At 43.0% G+C, this 21840-nt stretch carries 24 protein-coding genes and 1 tRNA gene; 5 read left to right on the forward strand and 20 right to left on the reverse strand.

The annotated features are described in order from the left end of the window. Nucleotides 1–8 precede the first annotated feature (8 nt). From ACLD71_RS18935 to ACLD71_RS19010, 16 genes are all read right to left on the reverse strand, one after another. Complete coding sequence (locus ACLD71_RS18935) at nt 9–431, reverse strand: flagellar protein FlaG (protein ID WP_411991660.1); 423 nt, start codon at nt 429–431, stop codon at nt 9–11. Nucleotides 432–510: 79 nt separating this feature from the next. Then, a complete protein-coding gene (locus ACLD71_RS18940) occupies nt 511–1326 on the reverse strand; it encodes a flagellin (protein WP_303512545.1) in 816 nt (271 codons plus the stop codon). Between the two features lie 555 nt (nt 1327–1881). Further along, nucleotides 1882–2700 carry a flagellin gene (locus ACLD71_RS18945; protein WP_303512543.1) on the reverse strand — a complete coding sequence of 273 codons (819 nt, stop codon included), beginning with the start codon at nt 2698–2700 and terminating at the stop codon, nt 1882–1884. Between the two features lie 210 nt (nt 2701–2910). Further along, nucleotides 2911–4125 carry a flagellar hook-associated protein FlgL gene (flgL, locus tag ACLD71_RS18950; RefSeq protein WP_411991661.1) on the reverse strand — a complete coding sequence of 405 codons (1215 nt, stop codon included), beginning with the start codon at nt 4123–4125 and terminating at the stop codon, nt 2911–2913. Nucleotides 4126–4132: 7 nt separating this feature from the next. After that, nucleotides 4133–6106 carry a flagellar hook-associated protein FlgK gene (flgK, locus tag ACLD71_RS18955; protein WP_411991662.1) on the reverse strand — a complete coding sequence of 658 codons (1974 nt, stop codon included), beginning with the start codon at nt 6104–6106 and terminating at the stop codon, nt 4133–4135. A 7-nt stretch (nt 6107–6113) separates the two neighbouring features. Continuing rightward, the gene (flgJ, locus tag ACLD71_RS18960; RefSeq protein ID WP_303550595.1) at nt 6114–7118 is read right to left on the reverse strand and encodes a flagellar assembly peptidoglycan hydrolase FlgJ; all 1005 of its coding nucleotides are present in this window, start codon (nt 7116–7118) and stop codon (nt 6114–6116) included. 8 nt (nt 7119–7126) lie between these two features. Then, a complete protein-coding gene (locus tag ACLD71_RS18965; RefSeq protein ID WP_303512536.1) occupies nt 7127–8227 on the reverse strand; it encodes a flagellar basal body P-ring protein FlgI in 1101 nt (366 codons plus the stop codon). Nucleotides 8228–8251: 24 nt separating this feature from the next. After that, nucleotides 8252–8926, reverse strand: a complete 675-nt coding sequence (flgH, locus tag ACLD71_RS18970) for a flagellar basal body L-ring protein FlgH (protein ID WP_411991663.1) — start codon at nt 8924–8926, stop codon at nt 8252–8254. Between the two features lie 26 nt (nt 8927–8952). Continuing rightward, entirely contained in the window at nt 8953–9741 is a 789-nt protein-coding gene (gene flgG / locus ACLD71_RS18975; RefSeq protein ID WP_137675065.1) for a flagellar basal-body rod protein FlgG, read from the reverse strand. 16 nt (nt 9742–9757) lie between these two features. Continuing rightward, a complete protein-coding gene (locus ACLD71_RS18980) occupies nt 9758–10504 on the reverse strand; it encodes a flagellar basal body rod protein FlgF (RefSeq protein WP_137675066.1) in 747 nt (248 codons plus the stop codon). Nucleotides 10505–10659: 155 nt separating this feature from the next. Continuing rightward, nucleotides 10660–11997, reverse strand: a complete 1338-nt coding sequence (gene flgE, locus ACLD71_RS18985; RefSeq protein WP_137675067.1) for a flagellar hook protein FlgE — start codon at nt 11995–11997, stop codon at nt 10660–10662. Between the two features lie 32 nt (nt 11998–12029). Continuing rightward, nucleotides 12030–12701: a flagellar hook assembly protein FlgD gene (locus ACLD71_RS18990; protein WP_137675068.1), complete on the reverse strand. Its 672-nt coding sequence runs from the start codon at nt 12699–12701 to the stop codon at nt 12030–12032. 10 nt (nt 12702–12711) lie between these two features. Beyond that, nucleotides 12712–13131, reverse strand: a complete 420-nt coding sequence (flgC, locus tag ACLD71_RS18995) for a flagellar basal body rod protein FlgC (protein ID WP_137675069.1) — start codon at nt 13129–13131, stop codon at nt 12712–12714. After that, nucleotides 13131–13529 (reverse strand): flagellar basal body rod protein FlgB, encoded by a 399-nt coding sequence (gene flgB / locus ACLD71_RS19000; protein WP_137675070.1) that lies wholly within the window; start codon nt 13527–13529, stop codon nt 13131–13133. The genes flgC and flgB overlap by 1 nt, the downstream gene beginning before the upstream one ends. 182 nt (nt 13530–13711) lie before the next feature. After that, the gene (locus ACLD71_RS19005; protein ID WP_137675071.1) at nt 13712–14536 is read right to left on the reverse strand and encodes a CheR family methyltransferase; all 825 of its coding nucleotides are present in this window, start codon (nt 14534–14536) and stop codon (nt 13712–13714) included. 17 nt (nt 14537–14553) lie between these two features. Further along, nucleotides 14554–15465, reverse strand: a complete 912-nt coding sequence (locus ACLD71_RS19010; RefSeq protein WP_137675072.1) for a chemotaxis protein CheV — start codon at nt 15463–15465, stop codon at nt 14554–14556. A 168-nt stretch (nt 15466–15633) separates the two neighbouring features. On the opposite strand from ACLD71_RS19010, the gene flgA reads away from it, so the two are divergent. From flgA to flgN, 3 genes are all read left to right on the forward strand, one after another. Next, nucleotides 15634–16314 (forward strand): flagellar basal body P-ring formation chaperone FlgA, encoded by a 681-nt coding sequence (gene flgA, locus ACLD71_RS19015; protein WP_411991664.1) that lies wholly within the window; start codon nt 15634–15636, stop codon nt 16312–16314. Between the two features lie 77 nt (nt 16315–16391). After that, nucleotides 16392–16715: a flagellar biosynthesis anti-sigma factor FlgM gene (flgM, locus tag ACLD71_RS19020; RefSeq protein ID WP_137675074.1), complete on the forward strand. Its 324-nt coding sequence runs from the start codon at nt 16392–16394 to the stop codon at nt 16713–16715. 7 nt (nt 16716–16722) lie between these two features. Further along, on the forward strand, nt 16723–17142 hold the full coding sequence (gene flgN, locus ACLD71_RS19025; RefSeq protein ID WP_137675075.1) for a flagellar export chaperone FlgN: 420 nt from the start codon (nt 16723–16725) through the stop codon (nt 17140–17142). 191 nt (nt 17143–17333) lie between these two features. Here the strand turns inward: flgN and ACLD71_RS19030 are convergent, their stop codons facing one another. The 3 genes from ACLD71_RS19030 to ACLD71_RS19040 are packed head-to-tail and all read right to left on the reverse strand — an operon-like array spanning nt 17334 to nt 19180. Continuing rightward, nucleotides 17334–18080 carry a FlgO family outer membrane protein gene (locus ACLD71_RS19030; protein ID WP_137675076.1) on the reverse strand — a complete coding sequence of 249 codons (747 nt, stop codon included), beginning with the start codon at nt 18078–18080 and terminating at the stop codon, nt 17334–17336. A 58-nt stretch (nt 18081–18138) separates the two neighbouring features. Beyond that, the gene (locus tag ACLD71_RS19035; protein WP_137675077.1) at nt 18139–18615 is read right to left on the reverse strand and encodes an LPP20 family lipoprotein; all 477 of its coding nucleotides are present in this window, start codon (nt 18613–18615) and stop codon (nt 18139–18141) included. Then, on the reverse strand, nt 18596–19180 hold the full coding sequence (locus tag ACLD71_RS19040; RefSeq protein ID WP_411991665.1) for a FlgO family outer membrane protein: 585 nt from the start codon (nt 19178–19180) through the stop codon (nt 18596–18598). The genes ACLD71_RS19035 and ACLD71_RS19040 overlap by 20 nt, the downstream gene beginning before the upstream one ends. A 107-nt stretch (nt 19181–19287) precedes the next feature. Here ACLD71_RS19040 and ACLD71_RS19045 point away from each other — a divergent pair, with 107 nt between their 5' ends. Continuing rightward, nucleotides 19288–20430, forward strand: coding sequence for a flagellar assembly protein T N-terminal domain-containing protein (locus ACLD71_RS19045; RefSeq protein ID WP_411991666.1), 1143 nt, complete (start codon nt 19288–19290; stop codon nt 20428–20430). 75 nt (nt 20431–20505) lie between these two features. After that, nucleotides 20506–20581: transfer RNA gene (locus ACLD71_RS19050), tRNA-Arg, on the forward strand. Between the two features lie 92 nt (nt 20582–20673). Here ACLD71_RS19050 and galK read toward each other — a convergent pair. Continuing rightward, nucleotides 20674–21837, reverse strand: coding sequence for a galactokinase (galK, locus tag ACLD71_RS19055; protein WP_411991667.1), 1164 nt, complete (start codon nt 21835–21837; stop codon nt 20674–20676). Nucleotides 21838–21840: the final 3 nt, after the last annotated feature.

Below are 21840 nucleotides of genomic sequence, written 5' to 3' on the forward strand. Positions count from 1 at the left end.
CATTTAGTTTAAACCAATTGATCGACAAACAACCCAGTTGTTTGACCAATGGCGTCTTGAAACTTCTTTAACCGCTCTTCCAATTGACGATACTCTTCAGTAGGGATTTCACGAATGAGCTCGTCGGTACTTCTGTTTAGCACCGAAGTGAAGAACTGGCCATCTCGTTCATCTACAACAAACTTAACATCCCTATCTTGAACTTCAAGTAACTGGTTTAGAGAAGCAACTACGTCATCTATTTGAGTCTTATCCTCATCTTGACGTTTCTCTTGCTCAGCCTCTTGTTGCGCTTTTGCCTGTTGCTGCTCTTTCTGAAGCGATATTTGTGCCACCTCCATCTTGTCAGCAGCACTTAAGTTAGGCTCCCGATTTGCAGATTGGCCAAGTGTAACTGTCGTAGTGGATATTGAACTTACACTGTTATCCATATTCCAGACTCCTTAAACAAAGCAAGCCACACTTACATAGTATAAGTGTGGCTGCGTCTTTCTACACTATTATTAACGATTAAACTAGAGCTAACGCAGCTTGTGGGCGTTGGTTTGCTTGAGCAAGAATCGAAGTACTAGTTTGTTGTAGAATCTGAGCTTTAGTTAAGTCAGCAGTTTCTTTTGCAAAGTCAGTATCTTTAATTCGAGAACGAGCACCAGAGATATTCTCTGAAATGTTAGACAAGTTACGAATAGTAGATTGGAAGCGGTTTTGAACCGCACCTAAACCAGCACGCTCAGAATCAACAGCTTTAATTGCTGAGTCAATAGCAGCCATTGCTGCACTAGCCGCAGCAGCAGTACTTACACTCGTACCGGTGATACCTAGACCAGCTTGCGAAATAGTTTGGCCAATTGATACCAAAATATTTTCGCCTGCGTTAGCTCCTACTAAGAAGTTTGAGCTGTAAGAGCCATCTAATAGCGCCGTACCACCAAACTTAGTTGTAGTACCTACTCGGCTAATCTCAGCTTTCAGTTGACTAACTTCTGCTTGTAGAGCTGTACGGTCGTCGCTGTTATTAATACCATCTTGAGATTGTACGGCTAAAGTACGCATACGTTGAAGCATATTAGTCACTTCATCCATCGCACCTTCAGCTGTTTGCGCTACCGAAATCCCATCTTGAGCATTCATCACCGCGCGATCTAAACCTTGTATTTGTGATGTCATACGGTTAGAGATTTGTAGACCTGCAGCATCGTCTTTTGCGCTGTTAATTCTAAAACCAGAACTTAAACGTTGATAAGCAGTATCAAGTGTATTGCCAGAATTATATAACTGACGCTGTGCGTTCAATGACGACACATTGGTGTTGACAACTAATGCCATAATTTGAGCCTCCTAAGAAATCGCTCATCCTGATTGAACTGTGTCAGGACGATCAAAACCATCTGTTAGTTGTTGAACCCCTGGTCTATGAACCGAAAACCAAGACAACTTAAAAATGGACCAAAGTTTTAATAACTTCATATTAGTTAGCGGCAAGCCTAGGAAAAGCTTTAGAGAAAATAAGGAAAAAACGGAAAAAATTTGCCGCTTTTGCGGCAAGCCTTGCTATCAAAGGCTTCGTAGCAGAAAGTAATCTTGAATAAATCGGACTAAAGATAGAGCTTTTAGCTAAAAAATTTATTTTTTGATGCCAATAATCTGTCACTAAAACTTGGCACAAGCATTGCTTTATTACAGGTGCAGTCTGAACCGCTGCGAAAAAAGGCCAAGTGAGTATACATCACTTGGCCGTATCGCTCGAAACGATAGGAGATTGAGAGCGAAACTAAAGCGCAACTTATTATTAGTATGGAATTGAGCCTCCTAGGAGTACTAATTGCGCGATTACAGTATGAGGACGGTGGATTGAACCCCCACCGTCCTTTTCTTTTTATATTAACCTAGTAGAGATAATGCAGCCTGTGGACGTTGGTTCGCTTGAGCCAAAATAGTCGTAGAAGTCTGCTGAATAATTTGGTTACGCGTCAGCTCTGCTGTTTCTTTCGCAAAATCAGTATCTTTAATACGTGAACGTGCAGCCGTTACATTTTCAGAAATGTTAGACAAGTTACGAATGGTAGATTGGAAGCGATTTTGAACTGCACCTAATTGTGCGCGCTCAGCATCAATAGTTTTAACCGCTGAGTCTATGGCAGCCATCGCAGCGCTTGCTAAAGCAGGGCTTGATACAGACAAGGTAGTAATTCCCAAACCAGCTTGGCTAACAGTTGTACCAATGGTAACAGCAATGTTTTCTCCAGCGTTTGCACCTACTAAGAAGTTCTCATTATATTGACCATCTAGTAGTGTGATATTACCAAACTTAGTGGTTGTGCCTACACGACTGATCTCTGCTTTAAGCTGTGAAACCTCAGCTTGTAGTGCTATACGGTCATCGGTGTTATTGATACCGTCTTGAGATTGGATGGCTAAAGTACGCATACGTTGAAGCATATTTGTTACTTCGTCCATCGCGCCTTCAGCGGTTTGCGCTAACGAGATGCCATCTTGAGCATTCATTACTGCGCGGTCTAGACCTTGAATTTGCGAAGTCATACGGTTTGAAATTTGAAGACCAGCGGCATCGTCCTTTGCACTATTAATACGCAAACCCGATGACAAGCGTTGGAATGATGTATCTAAAGACCAGCCAGATTGAGTTAACTGACGTTGGGCATTTAGTGATGACACATTTGTATTTACGTATAAAGCCATGATATTTCTCCTATCTATATTTTAACCATTTATAGGTTTTATTAGTTGTCAGTTATTATTTTCTTCTGACTTACCCTATATAACGGCGGCGCTTCAATATTCTTTAGCAATTATTTAAATTTTATTTTCAGAACAAAATCTTAAAACAAAAAAGGTTGCTTCATTATTGAAGCAACCTTTATAACGGCAGACTAAGAATAAACTTTAGCGTTATAGATAATTAAATAGTGATAACTGGCTTATACGGCTATAAGATGAATAAGAAGTATTGAGTGCAAGCTCTGCTTTCTGCAAATTGCTCACAGCTTCAGCGAAGTCGACCTCACTCAAAGAAGCGCGAGATTTTTGATTAATGAGATCCATCGAAGAAGCCGCAGAGCGCACGGCCTCCAGGGAATTACCTCTTGCGCCAATAGACCCTAAAGTTAAGTTTACACTTTCTAATGAATTATCTAAACCTACTAAAAAATCTGATTGTTTCTCTACATAAGCATCGCCAACTAAAGACGGATCTTCTAGAGCAACAATATATTCTGACAACATGTTTAAAACATTATCTTTTTCTGGTGACGCTAATTCAAATGATTCATTGGCACTACCTGCAGGAGTAGATACATTAATATCAATTCCGTTAAAGTTTATAGATTGCCCTGGCACATAATCACCTGTTTCAGGAGGAACTAAAGATGCACCACCACTATCAAGTATTTCATAGGTATCTGGTACGCCTGCCGTTGTTTGAACTTGAAATGTGTTATTAGCTGGCGTAATAGGGTCATAATTTAATTTATGAAAACTATCATAAGCTCTTTGATCGGTAATAGTTGTGTTTATATTACCCGACAAGTCATTAGTCACAAAGCGCTTAAATACATTATCAAATACTTCCTGACCTGTATCATTACTCTGAATATACACCGATGACGACACTTTTAACTCATTAACACCAGCATCGCCTTGGTATTTATAATCTGTGCCGTCGAATACATATGGCTGTTTTTGGGTTTGAAACCCAGAGAATACATAACTACCATCCGCGTTCTGGCTATTCATAAAATCAACCATTTGCGCTTGAATTTGCCTTAACTCCTGAGCTAATGATTTACGTTCAGCTTCGCCATTTAAGCCATCGCCAGATTGAACACCTAACACCCTCGCCCGCTGCATTGCATTGATCATCCCATCTAGAGTGGATTCTTCGAAATTAAGCGCGTTTTCGAGCAAAGTACCGTTCTTAAGGTGTTGCTCCGTTAAGGTAATTTCGGTCGTCAAAAACATGGTTTTACTCATGTCAGACGGACCATCAGCCGCGGTAAGCAATTTCTTATTGGTAATCAAGTGTTGGTTCATTTTCTCAACTTGTTGTTGAGAATTAAGCACACCGTTCAGTGAACTTTGATACAAATTAATACTAGATACTCGCATAATTTGATTACCTCACTGAACTTAATAATGTTTGGAAGGTTTCCTGGGCAGCGCTAATAACTTGTGCAGATGCAGCGTAAGCTTGCTGGAAACGAATTAGATTAGATGCTTCTTCATCAAGATTAACCCCAGATATGGAGTTGTGCCGCTGGGAACTTTGCTCAAGTAAAGATGTCGCTGCAGATACAGCTACCCTCGCCTCGCTGGTTTTACCGCCCACAAAACTCACTACGCTGGCGTAAGCATCGTTCATGGTCATTTTATTGTCGCCGCCAGTAGCAAGACTTTTGCGCACAAGATCTTTTTGCTGCAAATCTACCAAACGCAGAGCATTGTAGTTGTCATTAAAACCGTCGGTATTGTAATCCATGGTGAATACATCACCTTCTTGCACATCGCCGTCAATATTTATTTCATAACCCGGTGTTAAAGCAGGCACTGCATTAGCAAACAATTGTTGGCCAGCACTCGCGGCGGGCGCTGTGGCCATTAAGGCCCCTACACCATTGTAGATCTCATAATCACCAGCGTTATTAATACGTACCTCATGCGGGCCGTTAGGATCATAGCCACCAGGTGCGGTGAAATTAGACGTAGCTGGGTCGGTATCGTAAATGGAATCGATAGACACCGTCGCATTACCGCGGTTATTAAGTTCCCGCTCTACGCGAATTGGCGAGGCTAGCGCGAGTTTCTCTGGCTGGCTCATGCTCACCGTCATTTGAGCTGCGGCATCTCTTACTGGTTGAATAAGATGTTTGTCACCCGCTGCAAAAGGGCCTGAAGAAAAATCCCAATCTATACCATCGAGTTGGAAATTGGTGGGAGGTATTGTCCCAGATATAGCGGTTTCTATTGGACTATCACCGTCAAAACGCTGTATTTCAAAAGTGGTTGGCGAAGTAAAGGTAACTCGGTAATCATAAGGCGTTACTTCACTGCCGCTGCCGGCAATAAAGCTACCGCTAATTGTGCCAGCCGTAGTATTGGTCGAGAACTCTTTGCCGTTAAACGTTGGTAGAGTAAATATATCTCCACCAATATCGCCGTTTAAATCCATGCCTAAACGGTTTTGAGTATTAAAAGCATCAGTCATCGCAATTGACAGCTGACCTAGCTGGTTGCGGCTAGTATCCAATGTGGTTTTACGGTATTCCATCAATCCACCGATAGTCGCACCAATATCATCGCGGCCAATAATACGGGTAGAACCGGCTAACGAAAGCGTCATTTCTTTTTGAGTACTATCAGGGTCACCATCTACAATGGCCAACTTAGTATGGTCATCTTGCAACACTAAAGCTTGACCAGAGCGCATAAACACCAGAGTTGAACCGTCATCTTGGACAATGGTGTTAATATCTATCAATTCCGCTAGCTCTTTAATTGCTTGGTCACGTTTATCACCAAGAATTGCGGTATTACCATCTAAAGGACTACCGCCAGCAGCCACAATCTCTTTATTGATTTCAGCAATATTGCGAATTAAGGCATTGGCTTCATCCGCTTTTTCTACAATATCTTGGCTAAGATTTTTTTCTTGTACGCTGTACTGCTCATTCAAAGTTCGATAACGGTCAGTTAACGCATTAAACTGTGACAAGGATAATTCACGAGTAGATAAAGCAGTTGGGTTATCGGTTGTTGCGTGAAGCTGGGTGAAGGTATCGTCAAACTTACTACTTAAAGATAAGGAATCATCACTTAGAATCGCGTCAATATTACTCACCGATTCTAAATAAGCGTCACGGTTAGCTAATGTAGAAGTATCGCGAAACATTTGTGCTTGAGCAAAACCGTTTAACACACGCTCTGTATAACCTTCTCGAACGCCACCTAAGGTATCTGCTGTATAAAATGTACGTTGTAAGCTGTAGCCCGGAGTATTTACATTGGCAATGTTATTACCGGTGGTCATCAACAGGCGCTGGTGTGCTGCAACCCCTGATGAACCAATGGTTAGTAGATCATTCATAGCCATAAATTAATTACTCCCCTACAACTTGTGTATCACGAAACTCTGAAAAGTGACGGCTATCTAAAATCTGGCCTATTTTATTTGCATACTGAGGGTCGGTGGCATAACCCGCCGCCTGTAGCTCTTTGGCATATTGCTTAGCATCCATACCTTTTGCTAAAGCCTCTTGATAGCGTGGCCCTTCTACAAACGATAAGTAGTCTTTTACACTTTCTTCGAAAGAATCATACGAACGGAATGCGGCGCGTTCTTGCTGTGCTTGTCCGTTTCTGTACTCTAAAGTGTTCACTACTGCCTTATCTCCTTGCCAACGACTATCCGCTTTAATTCCAAACAAATTATGGCTACTAGAGCCGTCTCCGTTTGCAATCACTTTTTTACCCCAGCCTGATTCCAATGCCGCTTGCGCTACAATAGCCATTGGTTCAATGCCTTTATCTGCAGCCCATTTTTTTGCAACTGGCAAAATGGCTTCAATAAACTCACTAGGAGAGGAAAAACCTTGCCGTTTTATTGCCACCGGCTCTGCTACTTCGTCCTTAATTGGCTCGCTAACGCTATCTTTTACTAAAGGTTTGCTTATTGCGGCCGTTACACTAGTCGATACAGCAATATTCTTGCCATCTGTTGCCTGTGCATTTAAAGAACGCTGTTGTAAATCAATGTTTTGCCCACCTCGTAATACCGATGCGGGCGTTACGTTGGCAGCAGCAGGATCTAATTGGGCCACAATTAAGTCGGCTAAACCTAAAGCACCTGAAGACGACAGCTCCAAAGCCATTTGGTTATCGTGCATATCTCGATAAGTTTGGGTATGACGGTTATTTAACGGGGTATCACTTTCAAACAATTCGTTACTTTTACGCATCTGTTTCATTAACATCTGCATAAACAGCGATTCGAACTGGCTAGCGACTTGCTTCAGCGCTTTATCCGGATCTTTTTGCGCAGCACTCCTTAGCTCATCTAAACTGGCTAAGTCGTGGTAGTTTGCTGATTGTTTTACCGCGTCCATAGTCATACTTAGATCACCAACAGCTCGCCTTGAATAGCACCAGCTTGTTTTAAGGCTTCTAAAATTGAAACCAAATCACCTGGTGCTACTCCAACACGGTTAACAGCACGTACTAAATCATCTAAAGAAGCTCCCGGGTCAAAGTTAAACATTCTCGAGTCTTCTTCGGTTGCTTCAATGGTACTCACCGTTGTTTCAACAGTTTCGCCATCAGAGAATGGATTTGGCTGAGAAATCAAAGGTGTTTCAGAAATTTTCACTGTTAATCCGCCATGGGTAATTGCTGCGGGTAACAAACGAACATCTTTGCCAATAACAATGGTTCCGGTTCGCGAATTAATTATAATTTTGGCGGATTCTGAAGCCGGCTCAAAGGTTAGGTTCTCTAAAGTAGAAAGATAGGCGACTCTTTGGCCAGGGTCTCGCGGTGCAAATACTTGTACTGACGCAGCATCCATCGGGGTTGCTGTATTTGGCCCCACTAAGCTATTAATGGTATCGGCTAAACGTTTCGCTGTAGTGAAATCTGAACGCTTCAAGTTAAAGGTAATGGTATCGCCATTCATAAATGGTGATGGTACCGAGCGCTCTACAATCGCTCCATTTGGAATACGACCAACCGTAGGTGTGTTTGAAATAACTTTAGAGCCATCAGCACCTTCGGCACCAAAGCCACCAACAATTAAACTACCTTGAGCAAGTGCATAAACTTCGCCATCAGCTCCTTTCAAAAAGGTTTGTACTAAACTGCCACCGCGTAAGCTTTTAGCTTCACCAATGGCTGATATTGTAATGTCGATAGTTTGACCTGGTTTAATAAAAGCAGGTAACTCTGCATGTACTGCTACTGGCGCAACGTTTTTAATTTTTAAGTTAGTGCCTGGCGGCACAGTAATACCAAAGTTACGTAACATGGTGGCAAAAGACTGCTTGGCAAAATCACTATTTTTCTCACCGGTGCCCGGTAAACCTACCACTAAACCGTAACCCGTTAATTGGTTAGATCGCACTCCGGCAACGTTTGCTACGTCTTTTACTCGCGCAGCATTAGCGGTATTTGCTAACAAACACATGCCGATACTGATTAACACAATGCTACGTTTTAACATGATACTACTCCTAGAAATCAGGGCTTAGAATGGCCAAACAGGACCATTAAAGAACTTAGATAACCAACCCTGGTCAGTGGTATTAGCAAAATCGCCAGTACCACCATATTGAATTCTTGCATTGGCAATACGCAGCGATGTAATTGAGTTATCGGGTGCTACATCTTCAGGGCGAATAATGCCTGTTAAGCGAATATACTCATTGCCATTATTTAACATTAGCCACTTCTCGCCGCTAATGATTAAGTTACCATTTGCTAATACCTGCACCACATTCACCGAGATATTGCCGTTTAAACTGTTACTTTGTGCAGCATCGGCTTCACCGGTAAAATCGCTGCTTTGGCTTAACCCTAGTTCAATAGGATTGCCTTTTACGGTAGCAACTCCGCCTGGCACGGTAATTTGGTTAAGGTTAAAGTTTTTATCTTTAGCTAACTCGTTACTCGCCGATTTACTGGCTTGAGTACTCTCTGCAAGTGTTACCACAATAATGTCGCCCACTCGGTGGGCTTTTTTATCTGAGTACAAGTTGTTAGCGCGATCTTCTGTAAACAGCGAGCCAGTAATACGTGCTTCCACAGCTACATCTTCTGGGTAAACAGGTGCAAACTCTGGGTCGTCGGGTACTACTGCAGTATTCACGCTGGCACACCCGGCCATTGCCATACAGGTTGCTACTACCATTAGTTTATTCATGAGCAATCCCTCTCTCTAAACTTTATCTACAGTTGTTGTGTAGCGAAGGTCAACATTTGGTCTACGGTTGAGATAACTTTAGAGTTCATCTCATAAACACGTTGAGCTTCAATCAAATTAACCAATTCTTCGGTTACGTTAACATTTGAAGTTTCTAACGAGCCTTGGCGAATTGCGCCTAAGCCATTCTCTGATGCGATACCATTTTGTGGTGCGCCACTCGCGCCAGTTTCAAGATATAAGTTTTGACCACGCGGCTCTAAGCCCGACGGGTTAACAAAGTCGGTAATCGTAATTTGACCAATCACTTGGTTGTCGGTTTGACCAGGTAAGCGAACACTCACCTCACCATCTTCACCTACGGTAAAGCTTTGAGCATCTTCAGGAACTTGAATTTCTGGCTGCAAGGGGTAACCCGCACCTGGGGTTACAATGGTCCCTTCGTCGTTGAGGCCAAATTGGCCGTTACGCGTATAAGCCGTGGTACCGTCTGGCATTAAAATCTCAAAAAAGCCACGGCCATCAACCATTAAGTCGAAAGCGTTATCGGTAGTTTGCACGTTACCTTGATCGTGATTCTTTTGGGTAGCAATAACTTTGGCACCAGCACCAATCATTAAACCAGAGGGCATATTAGTGTTTTGAGATGAACGGCCGCCCGGCTGATTAATGGTTTGATACAACAAATCTTCAAATACCGCGCGGCTTTTTTTGTAACCAATAGTGCTGGCGTTAGCGAGGTTATTAGAGATAACCGAAACGTTTGTTTGTTGGGCATCTAAGCCAGTTTTACTTATCCATAATGCGGGATGCATAGTACGCTCCTTATTCCTAGCTTAATCGCAACAAGCTGTTGGTTGCTTTTTCGTTTTCTTCAGCGGTTTTCATCATTTTAATTTGCATTTCAAATTGACGTTGCATGCTGATCATATGTGTCATTTCTTGCACCGGGTTCACATTACTCCCCTCTAGTGCACCCTTGGTGAGCTCAACCGTTGCATCGGGTTGAAATGCTTGACCAATGGTTGATCTAAATAGTCCGTCATCACCTTTAGTTAAATCACCGGCGAACGGTTTACTTAGCTTAATTCGGTTAATTTCTTCTAAGGCATCAGCTGGTGCGCCTTCTGGGCGAATTTGGATGGTGCCATCTTCGTTAATCTCTAGCTTCTCAACAGGTAAAGGAATAATGATGGGCGCATCTTGGTTGCCTAACACTGCTTGCCCTTGCATGGTTTGTAGTACACCCGCTGCAGACACAGTGAAATTACCGTTACGCGATAACGCTTCTGTACCATCTTTATCTTGAACCGAAATCCAACCTTCGCCTTTAATCGCCACATCTAAATCTCTGCCGGTGGTTTTTAGTAATCCATCGGTAAAATTTTGGGTAGGACGTTCGGTCATGGCAAATACACGAGACGGCATGCCGGGTCCAAAGGCTTGCATTGAGCGAGCATTCTCTAGATCAGCTTTAAAGCCAGTAGTGTTAGCATTTGCTAGGTTGTTTCCGCGTACCGCGATCGAATGCATATTTTGTTTTGCACCGGTCATCGATATGTAGAGTAATTGGTCCATTTCTATTTCCTTCGTCAATTAGCTGACTCAAAGGAAATAAGAGCAAATTTAATGCCAAAGAAAAAGAAAGGTAAGCATTAATACGATAAGTTTATATAAATCAATAAATTAAAAGGCAGCTAATGCTGCCTTTTTATCATTACCGATTTCATTGATTAACGAATTTGGATAATGGTTTGCTGTAGTGTTGAGTTAACTTCTAAAGCTCTAGAGTTAGCTTGGAAGTTACGTTGTGCACTGATTAAGTTAACCAGTTGTTCAGTAAGGTTAACGTTCGCTTGCTCTAAAGAAGCGGAGTTAATTTTACCAAAAGTACCTGTATTACCTTCACCCGCGATGGCCTCGCCACTTAACTGGGTTTGCTGCCAAGCGGTATCACCGATTTGTGCCAAACCTTGGTTATTAGCAAAGTTAGCCACCGATACTTTAGAAATATTGGTTGTTTCACCATTACTATAAGACGCCACAACTAAACCATCAGGGCCGATATCAATACCTGTCAGTTTACCCACAGTAGAACCATCTTGAGACAGCGCTGATACTTCAAAGGCAGAGTTGTATTGAGTTGGACCATTTAAGTTAAAGGTGATCACTTGAGTCGGGTCAACCGAACCGGTTACCGGATCCCACACTCCACCAGGGCCACTTGGCGGAGCCGTGCCTAGTGGCACTGTTTCAATAATTGCTGGCGCAGTAGAGGCTAAAGCACCAGTATTATCAAAGGTCAAAGTAGCCGAGGCTGGAATATTTGGGTTAGCATTACCGGCATTTGGCGTATTGGCGGTACCACCAGCAACGTCGGTTGGCTGACCATCAATGTAAATTAACTTGTGCCAAGTATTTGCCGTGGTTGCATCTTTAATAAAGAAAGTTTCGGCGACGTGTGAACCACCTTGAGAGTCATATACCGTTACCGATGTTGCAGAGGTATAGGTATTACTGTCTGATGGGTCAAAGTCACCAATATCATGAGTGGTTCCGCTAGACGGCAAGTTAAAGCTCATATCCACTTGGCTGGTCATAGTAGGGTTACCGACTTCAGCACTAATTTGGATAGCTTTAGTTGCAGCCATACTCACTGCTGAAGGCGTGCCACTGTTGTTAACCGTGTAGCCTTGTAAGTATTGACCTTGCGAGTTAACAATAAAGTTATCGGCATTAAGCTTAAATGCTCCAGCACGGGTGAACTCACGAGTTTGGGTGGTTAAATCTGAAGCCGTAACAAAGAAGCCTTCACCACTAATCGCCAAATCTAAGGCGTTTTGGGTAAAGTTAAGACTACCTTGGTGGAATTGCTGCGCAACATCCACGGTTTTTACACCATTACCAACTGCAGTTCGAGCGTTAGCAAAAATCGATGTTGCATACACATCGGCAAATTCTGCACGAGACTCTTTAAAACCAATGGTGTTGACGTTAGCAATGTTGTTCGCTGTTACGTCAAGATCCTTTTGCGAGGCATTGATGCCGCTCAGAGCGATATTAAATGACATCTCTCAATCTCCTATCGTTTTACTATTCTTTGTTAGGCTTTGGCAACTTCAAGTACATCGCTCATCGCGATACCACCCAAGCCTTCTAAATTGACGATTACGCCAGATGTACCGCCTGCTAAGCTTACGCTACCAACGCTTGCATAGGTTGCAGTGGGTAAACTGATCTCTTGACCGCCTTGAACACCATTAACCTTAATGTTGTACTTACCTTCAGGCATCGCGTTCCCATTAGAATCGGTGCCATCCCAAGAGAATGGCATGTTGCCGCTTCCCTCTCCTAAATCGATAACTTTCACCACTTCACCGGCTGCGTTCTCGACAGAAACTTTTACATTAGTGGTCGCTGCACCAGTAACGGCAACACCTTCAAATCCATTACCACCGTTATGGCCATAATCTAAAGGTACCAATACTTTCTGCCCCACTAAGGTGGATGCTTGTAGCGCAGCAGACGAATTCATGATCGAATTCATTGTGTCGAACTTGGTGCCGAGTTCAGCAATACCTTCTGAGGTTTGAAAAGATGCCATTTGGGCAATCATTTCGGCATTGTCGACCGGCTTACTTGGGTCTTGATATTGCAACTGGGTCGTTAATAGCGAGAAGAAATCCTCTTGCCCTAAGGACTGATTATTGTTGCTTTCAGGAACCACTGATTCCGGCTGCCAATAATTACTCTGTAGTGGATCAATAGTAGACACGTGCTACTCCTTAACTTTTACCCAGATTAAGTGTGCTATTTAGCATTTGTTTGGCTGCTTCAGTAACTTGAACATTTGCTTGATAGGAGCGTGAAGCGCTCATCATATCGGCCATTTCTTCAATCACATTAACGTTAGGTTTAAAAATATAACCTTCTTCGTTCGCCATTGGGTGCTCTGGATAGTATTCCTTGCGCAAAGGCGCATCGGATTCAACGATTCCTGCCACCTTAACCTGAGCAGAGTCACCTTGAAATTGAGTGGCTTTAGTAAACTCAGCCGCAAATACAGGTTTTCTCGCTCGATAAGTTTGATCGATGCTTGAACTGATGCTGTCGGCATTGGCTAAGTTGCTAGCGGTAGTATTTAAACGTACCGACTGCGCTTTCATTGCCGAAGCAGTAACATCAAAAACATTAAAAAAGCTCATTATTGACCTCCCTTAATTGCATTACGTAAACCACTAAACTTGCTAGATAGAAAGCCAATGCCCGCTTGGTATTCCAAGCCATTTTGCATAAAGGCTGCTTTTTCTTTTTGTACATCAACAGTATTGCCATCGCCCGTATCAGGCTGGTCTGGAATTTGGAAACCCAATTCAGAGAACTGGCTGTTTCCACCACCAATATGGCGCTCGTTAGTTAACTGCATTCCACCACTTTGCTTACTTTTAGCGGCTGCGAATGCTTTATTAAAATCTAAGTCTCGTGCTTTATAGTTAGGTGTATCTGCGTTAGCAATATTACTTGCGATCACTTCAGAACGGCGAGCTCTCACTCCCACGGTATGCTGATGAACACCTAATGCTTTATCAAAAGTAATTGCCATATACACCTCTAAACACTTTCACAAAAATTATTTTGCAAAAGCTATGCCAGAGTTTTTTTGACACTTTTAATTCAGTTAACTAAAGGACTTAGTTACTTCAACCAGCGAAAGGTAAGGAGTACTGATTGTTTGACGGCAAGTAAAGCGGCAACTATTGCCCTTTACTGCCGCTATCTATTTTTTTACTTTAATTGGTAAACGATGCCTGGGTTGCAACGTAACATATTAAATCGGTCGGTTAAGCCGGTGATTGATTCAGAAGCGCCAAGCATCAAATAACCATTTGGATTTAAAGCCTGAGCAAACTGATTAAGAATTTTCGACTTAACATCTGCGTTAAAGTAAATAAGTACATTACGGCAGAAAATAATGTCAAATTTCCCCATTAGTGCATAACTATCAAGCAAGTTTAAGGGTCTAAAGCTAACATTTTTACGTACTTTGTCATTCACCCGAAAACTACCATCGGTAGTAGCTTCAAAAAATTGGCGTTTTCGTTCCGGGGATAAACCACGAGCGAGGGCTAATGAATCGTATTCTCCGCGTTTACAGTGTTCAAGCATAGAAGGTGATATATCAGTACCCACTACTTGAATCCCCATAGGTAAAGCACCTGGACGCTTTGCTTGGTATTCAAGTGACGTCATCATTATCGAATAGGGTTCTTGACCTGATGAACTGGCTGCTGACCAAATTTTTACCGGACGAGTTTGTTTTTGAAACTCAGGTAACAATCTATCGGATAAAAGCTGGAACGGATAGGTATCGCGAAACCATAAGGTTTCGTTTGTCGTCATGGCATCTACGACAGCAGCACGTAAATCACGTTCACGTAAACTCATGGCTTTTTGAACCAATTCGGTAAGACTTTCTGCCGAATACTGAGACATTAGCGGTGACAATCGACTTTTCACTAAATACTGTTTATTGTCACCTAGTACAATTCCGCACTGCTTTTCTAAAAAGCCACAAAATTGCTTGTATACATCATCTGTTATAGTTCTCACAAATGCATCCACACTCTCTATAAAGATTGACGAACAGCAGCTGCTAACTCATCGGGGTTAAATTTAGCAATAAAAGCATTGGCCCCAACTTTATTTACCATTGCTTGGTTAAATACGCCACTTAAAGACGTATGCAAAATAATATGTAAATCTTTTAGATCTGGATGAGAACGCACTTCAGCGGTTAAGGTGTATCCGTCCATTTCAGGCATTTCAATATCAGAAATCACCAAAGCGATCTGATCAGTAATCGGCCCGTCTTTAGCCATTGTAGCTAGCAATTCTAATGCTTCTCGCCCATCTTGACATAACAATGCTTCAACACCTAAAGATGTTACCGCACGTTTTACCTGGTTACGGGCCACTGACGAATCGTCAACCACCAGTACTTTTTTATCTATTCGGACGTTGGCTGCGGCTTCTTCAACAATTTCTTTACTCACCGTAGTATCAACGGGCGAGATTTCATCAAGAATTTTCTCTACATCAAGAATAGAGACTAACTCTTTTTCTACCTCAGTCACCGCTGTTAGATAGTTAAATTTACCAGCACCTTTTGGTGGGGGTAAAATATCTTCCCAGTTCATGTTAACAATACGTTCAACTGAGCCCACTAAGAAGCCCTGAACTGAACGGTTATATTCTGAAATAATAATGAAGCACTTGCTTACGTCTTCAATAGGTCGGCCACCAGTTGCAGAACTAAGGTCAATAACTGAAATAGTTTTACCGCGAATGTGCGCTACACCACGAATAACTGGATTTAGTTTAGGTAGCGCGGTCAGAGGCGGACACTGCAATACTTCTTTTACTTTAAAAACGTTAATACCATAGCGCTGAGACCCATTTAACCTAAATAACAACAATTCGAGGCGATTCTGCCCTACTAACTGCGTACGCTGGTTTACCGAATCTAAAATACCCGCCATATACTTATCACTCCTTAGAAAGGGGCATCAACTTTGCTTAACCCCTGTATACTTTCGCTCAATCTAGCTTGTTTGTCGTAATTTTGACGCCCAATGACTTAGCATCAACTTGTTAAGCATAGACAAAAAAGCCAATTGTTACTTTGCTTTATCGGTATCATATAGGAAATGTTGATAAAAATTGCTGCTCCACTGTTATTATTTTGTTTTAGTCTTACTGCTCACACAAGCGAACTGCATTCGCAGCTCGAAACAGAGGCAGTAGAATTCGTTCGTTCACAAATTAATCATGACCATAGTCAAAAAATTCAGCTTAGCGCCAATCAACTTGATGAACGGGTTGCTATTCCTGAGTGCACTAATGGTTATGAGTACAGCCTTGCCAATGGTGAAGTCCGCAGAAACACCAGTGTTTTAGTCAGTTGCGACGAACATACTAACTGGCGTTTATACATTCCCGTTAGAAAGCAAGTTCTGCTGGCGGTGGTAGTTGCTGCAACACCAATACAAGAAGGCACAGCGCTAAACCATTCCCAAGTGAGCTTAGACTTTTTACCGGAGAACCGTTTACGCGGCAGTTACTTTACCGACCTAGAGCCCTTGCTAGGTGCTAAACTAAGACGAGCATTAAGAAAAGACCAAATTATAACTGGGCGCGATATTTGCATAGTATGCAAAGGTGAAGCGGTAACCATTTCTGCCAATGCTGGTGGGCTGAATGTTACAACTCAGGGCACGGCTTTATCTAGTGGTAGTATCGGTGATACCATTAAGGTTAGAAATAACCAATCTCAGCGACTTGTCACCGGCCGAGTAAAAGCATTAGGAATTGTTGACGTAAAACTTTAATTTTTTTCTAAAGTTCTACAAAGGTAAGCCGATAGCTTTATTGAATACGAAAAATTGATTAACTGTGGGGCGCCATTATGGCTTTAAACATTAACAACTTAGGTGGAAACCGTCCTAGTCAAGTAGACTCAAATAGAGTCGCTGATAAAGGCACTAAAGAAAGCGCTGAACAACGTTCACCCGCTGGTTCTGCTGCAGCCCAGGATTCAGTTATGCTTACTAATGAAGCACAACAACTAAACCGTATTCAGCAGAATTTGCTCAACGATTCAGACAGCAGAAGCTCAAAGCTGGAATCTATTAAGCAAGCTGTAGCCGACGGTACTTACCAAGTTGATGCTAATAAAGTTGCTCAAAAAATGGGTGATTTCGAAAGCGAGTTTAACAAAGCACTTGGGTAACTAGGCAATGATTACGGCCCTACTGAATACTCAAGAGCAGCAACTTACCTTGCTGCTTTCTCTTTTAGAGCAAGAAAAGGTCGCGCTTGAACAAGACGATACTATTGCTCTTTTTGCCGTTGCAGAACAAAAAGAGCAGGCCCTAGCAGAGATATCTAAAGCAGATGCAGAACTTGAAGCGTCAGCTGAAAAATCTCAACTTAAAACTGACTTAACTTTAAGTAAGCAAGTGGATACAGTTAAACTACTGCTGCAGCAATGCCAGCAACAAAACGCGCTAAATGGTGAGATTATTCAAGCCAGTAACGAAAAAGTACGCCAGCTCAGCGCAGTAATTGGCCAACTCCAAAATCAAAATGCATCTACCTACGATAAGCTAGGTAAAAAACATAGCTCACAACGCATGGGTAAAGGTTTTAAAGCTTAACGACTTAAGCCTTTTGATTGGCATTAGTTAGCTTCTTATCTTCCGCTCTACCCAATGAGATTCCCCTCACCATTTTCTGAATTTACTGCCTTAAGCTGAATAGTAAAGTGTTTAGTATTATCGAGGGCTAAATACAATAAAACCCCAAACATGTTTGAGGTTTTACGTAGTGTAATAGACGTAGGGTAAACTTAGCCTCTCTCCCCCATTGGCATTTTAGCTTTATTCGCTTGAGTGCGAGACTCTATAATCATCACTCCGTCACGTTTAACCGGAACAGGAACCTTACTTTGGTAAACTTCGTTAGGAATTAACTCTTGTGCTGAAGCAACCACTACTTTTGATTGCGCACCAACAATTCGAGCATTAACTAAAATACCTTCATTAGATTTACTAAAGGTACCCACTAGCAAATATTCTATAGGTAAACGCTTAGATAGCTCTTTAACGTTGCGGCTATACACAAAATCACCTTCTGGAGTGATGCGAATAAAACCGGTAGTTTTATAATCAATCACTGAGAAGCCACTTTGCTGCATTTCATAAACAAAGCTTTCGGCTAGCTGCATACCAAAAAGATCTGTGGTCTTAAGGTTATCTAAAGGAACAAACGACGCTACGCCAATCGGCGTTTCAGCATTAACAAAGTGCGAGCTAGATACCAAGCGCTGTGACATTAGGTTTACATAGTCAGTAAGTGAGCGCTGTACATTTGGATCGTGCATTTCTGGCGCGGGCGGTGTTAATGAGCGGCTTTGGCTACCACTTAAAAACAGCTGGCCATTCTCATCAATCACTCCCTCTTGATAATGGGAGTTATGAGTATGGGGGGCGTGATGTTTAGAACCATCATACACCACCACTTTTTGCATCGACGGGGAGCTTGAGCACCCCATCAACATCGAAGTAGCTAACGCTACCAAGCTAATACCTTTCATGTCTCTTCCTTAATCGTCTATTACGCTTAAAGTATCGGCCTAAAAGGTAAAATCTTTACTAAAATTGAACGGTTTTTTGACTCTCTAGGTGACGCGTTGGCGACATAGACATGGTCACTCGATACACTTCTCTAAAATCTAATTGCAATTCAGTAACATACACATCATCGACCGCGTAAGCACTCATCACCTTAGCGCCGCGAATAACGCCCGCTACCGAAGCGGCTAAACGCTCGTTCCCTAACACCATATCACTTACTGTTGCCGTGCTATCAATGTGTTGTCCATATACTTGTTCAGACAGCTCGCGATAAGCATCCAACTTGGAGGCTTTCATTGCCCGCAACTGCTTGGAAGACAAATCGGCTCCTCGCTGTTGGCTAATGGGCGCGTAGCCTACTGCGTTCACCACGGTGAAATCGCCTGGAGGCTCGTACGTCCACTCAACTTTTTTCACTTGAGTGGTTGGAGTACATGCTAAAAGCAGTAAAACGGATAAACTTAAAAACCAAGTTCTAAAGTACAGATTGTTCATGACGCTCCAAGCTCCCATTAACGCTAGTCACTCGAGGCGAGGTTGCCCCCGCTATATTTGGTACAAATTGATATGCCGCCGATACCACCTCTTGGCTAGAGAGTTCGACTAAACGCATGTTAACGTGTCTGCCTGATGTAGTGCGCTGGAAACTCCCCACCACTACGTAAGTAATTTCCATTTCTTTGCGCAGTAATTCAGCGTCACGCGATAAGGAAAACTCGCCATAACCAGGATCCATTTGTAGGCGGCCAGTTAACCTTGGCTCTACCATGTTCACCCCTTCTCTAGACAAAGCGGCAAACATTGCCTCGGCCACTTGCCGCCCAAAACTGTCGCTGGACTGTAAGTCATCTAAATCAACTAGCGTGCTAACGGCCACAGAATCGCTTTCGGTAAGATCTAAATTGTCGGTAAGTTGCCGAGAAAGGTTGTCTACATGTACATATAAAGCAGCATCCTGTTGTTCTCTAGGTTCAACATAAGGATAATTTGAAACATGATGTAAGCTGGTATTGCATCCTTGAAGCGTAACCAGCAAAATAATTAATGTCGTAAAACGCATATCAATCTCCTCCAACTTACGCCTTACCAAGCAATAACCATTCCAGTCAAAAAAATAACGTTTATCTTTAGGTATAGTTATTGCTAGTTAGTGAGCAGGAGGGCCTTATGAAACAGTTCATTTTTTATATTGGCATGCTAATTAGCCTGTCAACTCACGCGGTATGGTACGAGGCCAAAGGCCAAGCAACCATCGTGAACAACGACATGGAACAAGCTAAAAGCGTGGCTACACAAGACGCAGTGAAGCAATTGCTATTGTACTCAGGCGCATCGGTAACAAGCGTAAGCCAAGTGAATGGTGGTCGCTTAACTCTCGATCAAATTGAAGTAGTGTCTAAAGGTTCGTTACATAACTTAAAAGTATTAGAAGAAGGCAACCACGGCCAACAATACTATGTCATTTTGCAAGCCGATGTTTTTCCAGCGGCTAGTCAGTGCAAAGCCAGTGGCTACAGTAAAAACATGTTGCTATTACCCCCTTTCCTAAAGCAACAACACCAAGTAAGAGTGGGACAATTACACGAAATCTCACCCGCAGTTGAACAGCGCGCTTACGATATAGCACGCGAAGTGGGTACTCAGTTCAACGTAAAACATCCGCCTAAACTGCCCCTTAACTATTACAAACCTGGCGAGCACAATTTTAAAGGCATTAAAGACGTCGCAGATCGCTATGGCGCTCAATACTTACTCGGTTTAGAAATTGAAAACATATCTTTAGACCAAGAACATAAACCCAAGTTTATTAATTTATCTTACCCGCAACGTTACTTTGTAATGAATGTGCGAGTGTATAACGCCATCGACTTAGAAGAGATTTATAACAAACGATTCTCAGTAAATGCCCCTTGGGAGTTTGATGCCAGAGAAGTGATTTCTCCCTACTCCGCCGAATTTTGGTTATCAGCTTACGGGCAAACCTTAAACAGCACTTTGCAGCAAGCTATTTCTGAAGTAGACGCCCTACTCGCTTGTCAACCCTTGCTAGGTAGCGTAGTGAAAGTATTAGGCCCAGATCGTTGGCAAATTAACTTAGGCAAAGCCAATCAGCTGAATAAGGGTATGCTGCTTAATTTAATTCATCAAAATTACCACTGGGGCAATTGGGATATCCCGCGACAAGAGCAAATTGTGGCCGACAGCATGGTACAAATTGAGCAGGTATATCAGGACAGTGCCATTGTGGTGGCGCTAGACCCAACAATGGTAGCTAACATTCAGCTTGGTGACTTAGTGAGCAAACAGTAAAGCTTTGCTTTTCATCAAGTTAAAGCTGAGTATAATAACAAACCTTGCTACTAGATTAGCAGCAAGGATTGTTACGTCCCCTTAGTTCAGCTGGATAGAACAAGGACCTCCTAAGTCTTAGACACAGGTTCGAATCCTGTAGGGGACGCCAACAAAAGCTCAATCTTCCGCTTAATCCCTTGCTATTACTTTAGATACAAAAAAGCTTCGAGCATGCCGAGGCTTAATATCATCTATTGAGATCTACAGTGCACTCGCACCGTCCATCGCCTTACACACGTAAATACTCTCTTTTAAACCGGTCACAGTTTGGTATTGTTGCTCGACTGCTTGGCATACCTCATCGACCAATTGAGGCGGCATAAGCGCCACAATACAACCACCAAAGCCACCACCCGTCATGCGTACGCCACCTTGGTGGCCTAGCACCTGTTTCACGATATCTACAATGCAGTTCACTTCCGGTACGGTGATTTCAAAATCATCACGCATTGAGGCATGAGATTGCTCCATCAGTACACTCAAGGTCGCCATGTCGTTGGCTTTTAGGGCCTCGGCTGCTGCTAAGGTGCGGGCATTTTCAGTTATCACGTGGCGGGCGCGTTTGGCCACCAATGGGTCTAGGCTGTGTTGCTTTTCCGCAAACAGGGCTTCACTCACATCACGCAGTGAGCTCACTCCTAAGCCTTTCGCGGCGGCTTCACATTGCTCGCGGCGGGTATTGTATTCACTGTCCACTAAACCGCGTTTTTTGTTGGAGTTGATTATCACCACCGCCATGTCTTCTGGCATGGCCACTGCTTGCGTCTCTAGCGAGCGGCAATCAATCAGTAGGGCATGATTGGCTTTACCTTCGGCGGAGATAAGCTGGTCCATAATACCGCAGTTACACCCTACAAAGTTGTTTTCCGCCGCTTGGCCAATCAGCGCCAATTTCTGTTGCGAGACGGCTAGGTTAAACAGGGTTTTAAAGGTTTGACCAATTACCACTTCAAGGGCAGCCGATGAGCTTAAACCAGCGCCTTGTGGCACGTTACCACTCACCGCTAAATCGGCGCCGCCAAGGGTGAAGCCTTCTTTTTGCAGGCAATCAATGACGCCGCGAATGTAGTTTACCCACATGCAGCTTTCATCAAACTGTAGCGGCTGGCTAATATCAAACTCGTTCACTTGGTTATCGTAATCTACCGATACCACACGCACGATGTTATCGCTGCGCGGTGAAGCCGCTACCACGGCTTGGTAGTCAATGGCACAAGGCAGCACAAAGCCGTCGTTGTAATCGGTATGTTCACCAATTAAGTTTACCCGCCCTGGGGCTTGAACCAGCCTTGCAGGGGCTGAGCCCGTCATATTGATAAAGGCATTGCTGACCGTATCGATGAGGTGTTGTTGACGTTGGGTCATGCG

The organism is Agarivorans sp. DSG3-1 (assembly GCF_046774965.1).
Classification (GTDB): Bacteria; Pseudomonadota; Gammaproteobacteria; order Enterobacterales; family Celerinatantimonadaceae; genus Agarivorans.

Excerpts from the sequence above, each read along its gene's own strand:
- ACLD71_RS18935 (WP_411991660.1), bottom strand. The coding sequence starts at position 431 with ATGGATAACAGTGTAAGTTCAATATCCACTACGACAGTTACACTTGGC.
- ACLD71_RS18940 (WP_303512545.1), bottom strand. The coding sequence starts at position 1,326 with ATGGCATTAGTTGTCAACACCAATGTGTCGTCATTGAACGCACAGCGT.
- ACLD71_RS18945 (WP_303512543.1), bottom strand. The coding sequence starts at position 2,700 with ATGGCTTTATACGTAAATACAAATGTGTCATCACTAAATGCCCAACGT.
- flgL (WP_411991661.1), bottom strand. The coding sequence starts at position 4,125 with ATGCGAGTATCTAGTATTAATTTGTATCAAAGTTCACTGAACGGTGTG.
- flgK (WP_411991662.1), bottom strand. The coding sequence starts at position 6,106 with ATGGCTATGAATGATCTACTAACCATTGGTTCATCAGGGGTTGCAGCA.
- flgJ (WP_303550595.1), bottom strand. The coding sequence starts at position 7,118 with ATGGACGCGGTAAAACAATCAGCAAACTACCACGACTTAGCCAGTTTA.
- ACLD71_RS18965 (WP_303512536.1), bottom strand. The coding sequence starts at position 8,227 with ATGTTAAAACGTAGCATTGTGTTAATCAGTATCGGCATGTGTTTGTTA.
- flgH (WP_411991663.1), bottom strand. The coding sequence starts at position 8,926 with ATGAATAAACTAATGGTAGTAGCAACCTGTATGGCAATGGCCGGGTGT.
- flgG (WP_137675065.1), bottom strand. The coding sequence starts at position 9,741 with ATGCATCCCGCATTATGGATAAGTAAAACTGGCTTAGATGCCCAACAA.
- ACLD71_RS18980 (WP_137675066.1), bottom strand. The coding sequence starts at position 10,504 with ATGGACCAATTACTCTACATATCGATGACCGGTGCAAAACAAAATATG.
- flgE (WP_137675067.1), bottom strand. The coding sequence starts at position 11,997 with ATGTCATTTAATATCGCTCTGAGCGGCATCAATGCCTCGCAAAAGGAT.
- flgC (WP_137675069.1), bottom strand. The coding sequence starts at position 13,131 with ATGAGCTTTTTTAATGTTTTTGATGTTACTGCTTCGGCAATGAAAGCG.
- flgB (WP_137675070.1), bottom strand. The coding sequence starts at position 13,529 with ATGGCAATTACTTTTGATAAAGCATTAGGTGTTCATCAGCATACCGTG.
- ACLD71_RS19010 (WP_137675072.1), bottom strand. The coding sequence starts at position 15,465 with ATGGCGGGTATTTTAGATTCGGTAAACCAGCGTACGCAGTTAGTAGGG.
- flgA (WP_411991664.1), top strand. The coding sequence starts at position 15,634 with ATGTTGATAAAAATTGCTGCTCCACTGTTATTATTTTGTTTTAGTCTT.
- flgM (WP_137675074.1), top strand. The coding sequence starts at position 16,392 with ATGGCTTTAAACATTAACAACTTAGGTGGAAACCGTCCTAGTCAAGTA.
- flgN (WP_137675075.1), top strand. The coding sequence starts at position 16,723 with ATGATTACGGCCCTACTGAATACTCAAGAGCAGCAACTTACCTTGCTG.
- ACLD71_RS19030 (WP_137675076.1), bottom strand. The coding sequence starts at position 18,080 with ATGAAAGGTATTAGCTTGGTAGCGTTAGCTACTTCGATGTTGATGGGG.
- ACLD71_RS19035 (WP_137675077.1), bottom strand. The coding sequence starts at position 18,615 with ATGAACAATCTGTACTTTAGAACTTGGTTTTTAAGTTTATCCGTTTTA.
- ACLD71_RS19040 (WP_411991665.1), bottom strand. The coding sequence starts at position 19,180 with ATGCGTTTTACGACATTAATTATTTTGCTGGTTACGCTTCAAGGATGC.
- ACLD71_RS19045 (WP_411991666.1), top strand. The coding sequence starts at position 19,288 with ATGAAACAGTTCATTTTTTATATTGGCATGCTAATTAGCCTGTCAACT.
- galK (WP_411991667.1), bottom strand. The coding sequence starts at position 21,837 with ATGACCCAACGTCAACAACACCTCATCGATACGGTCAGCAATGCCTTT.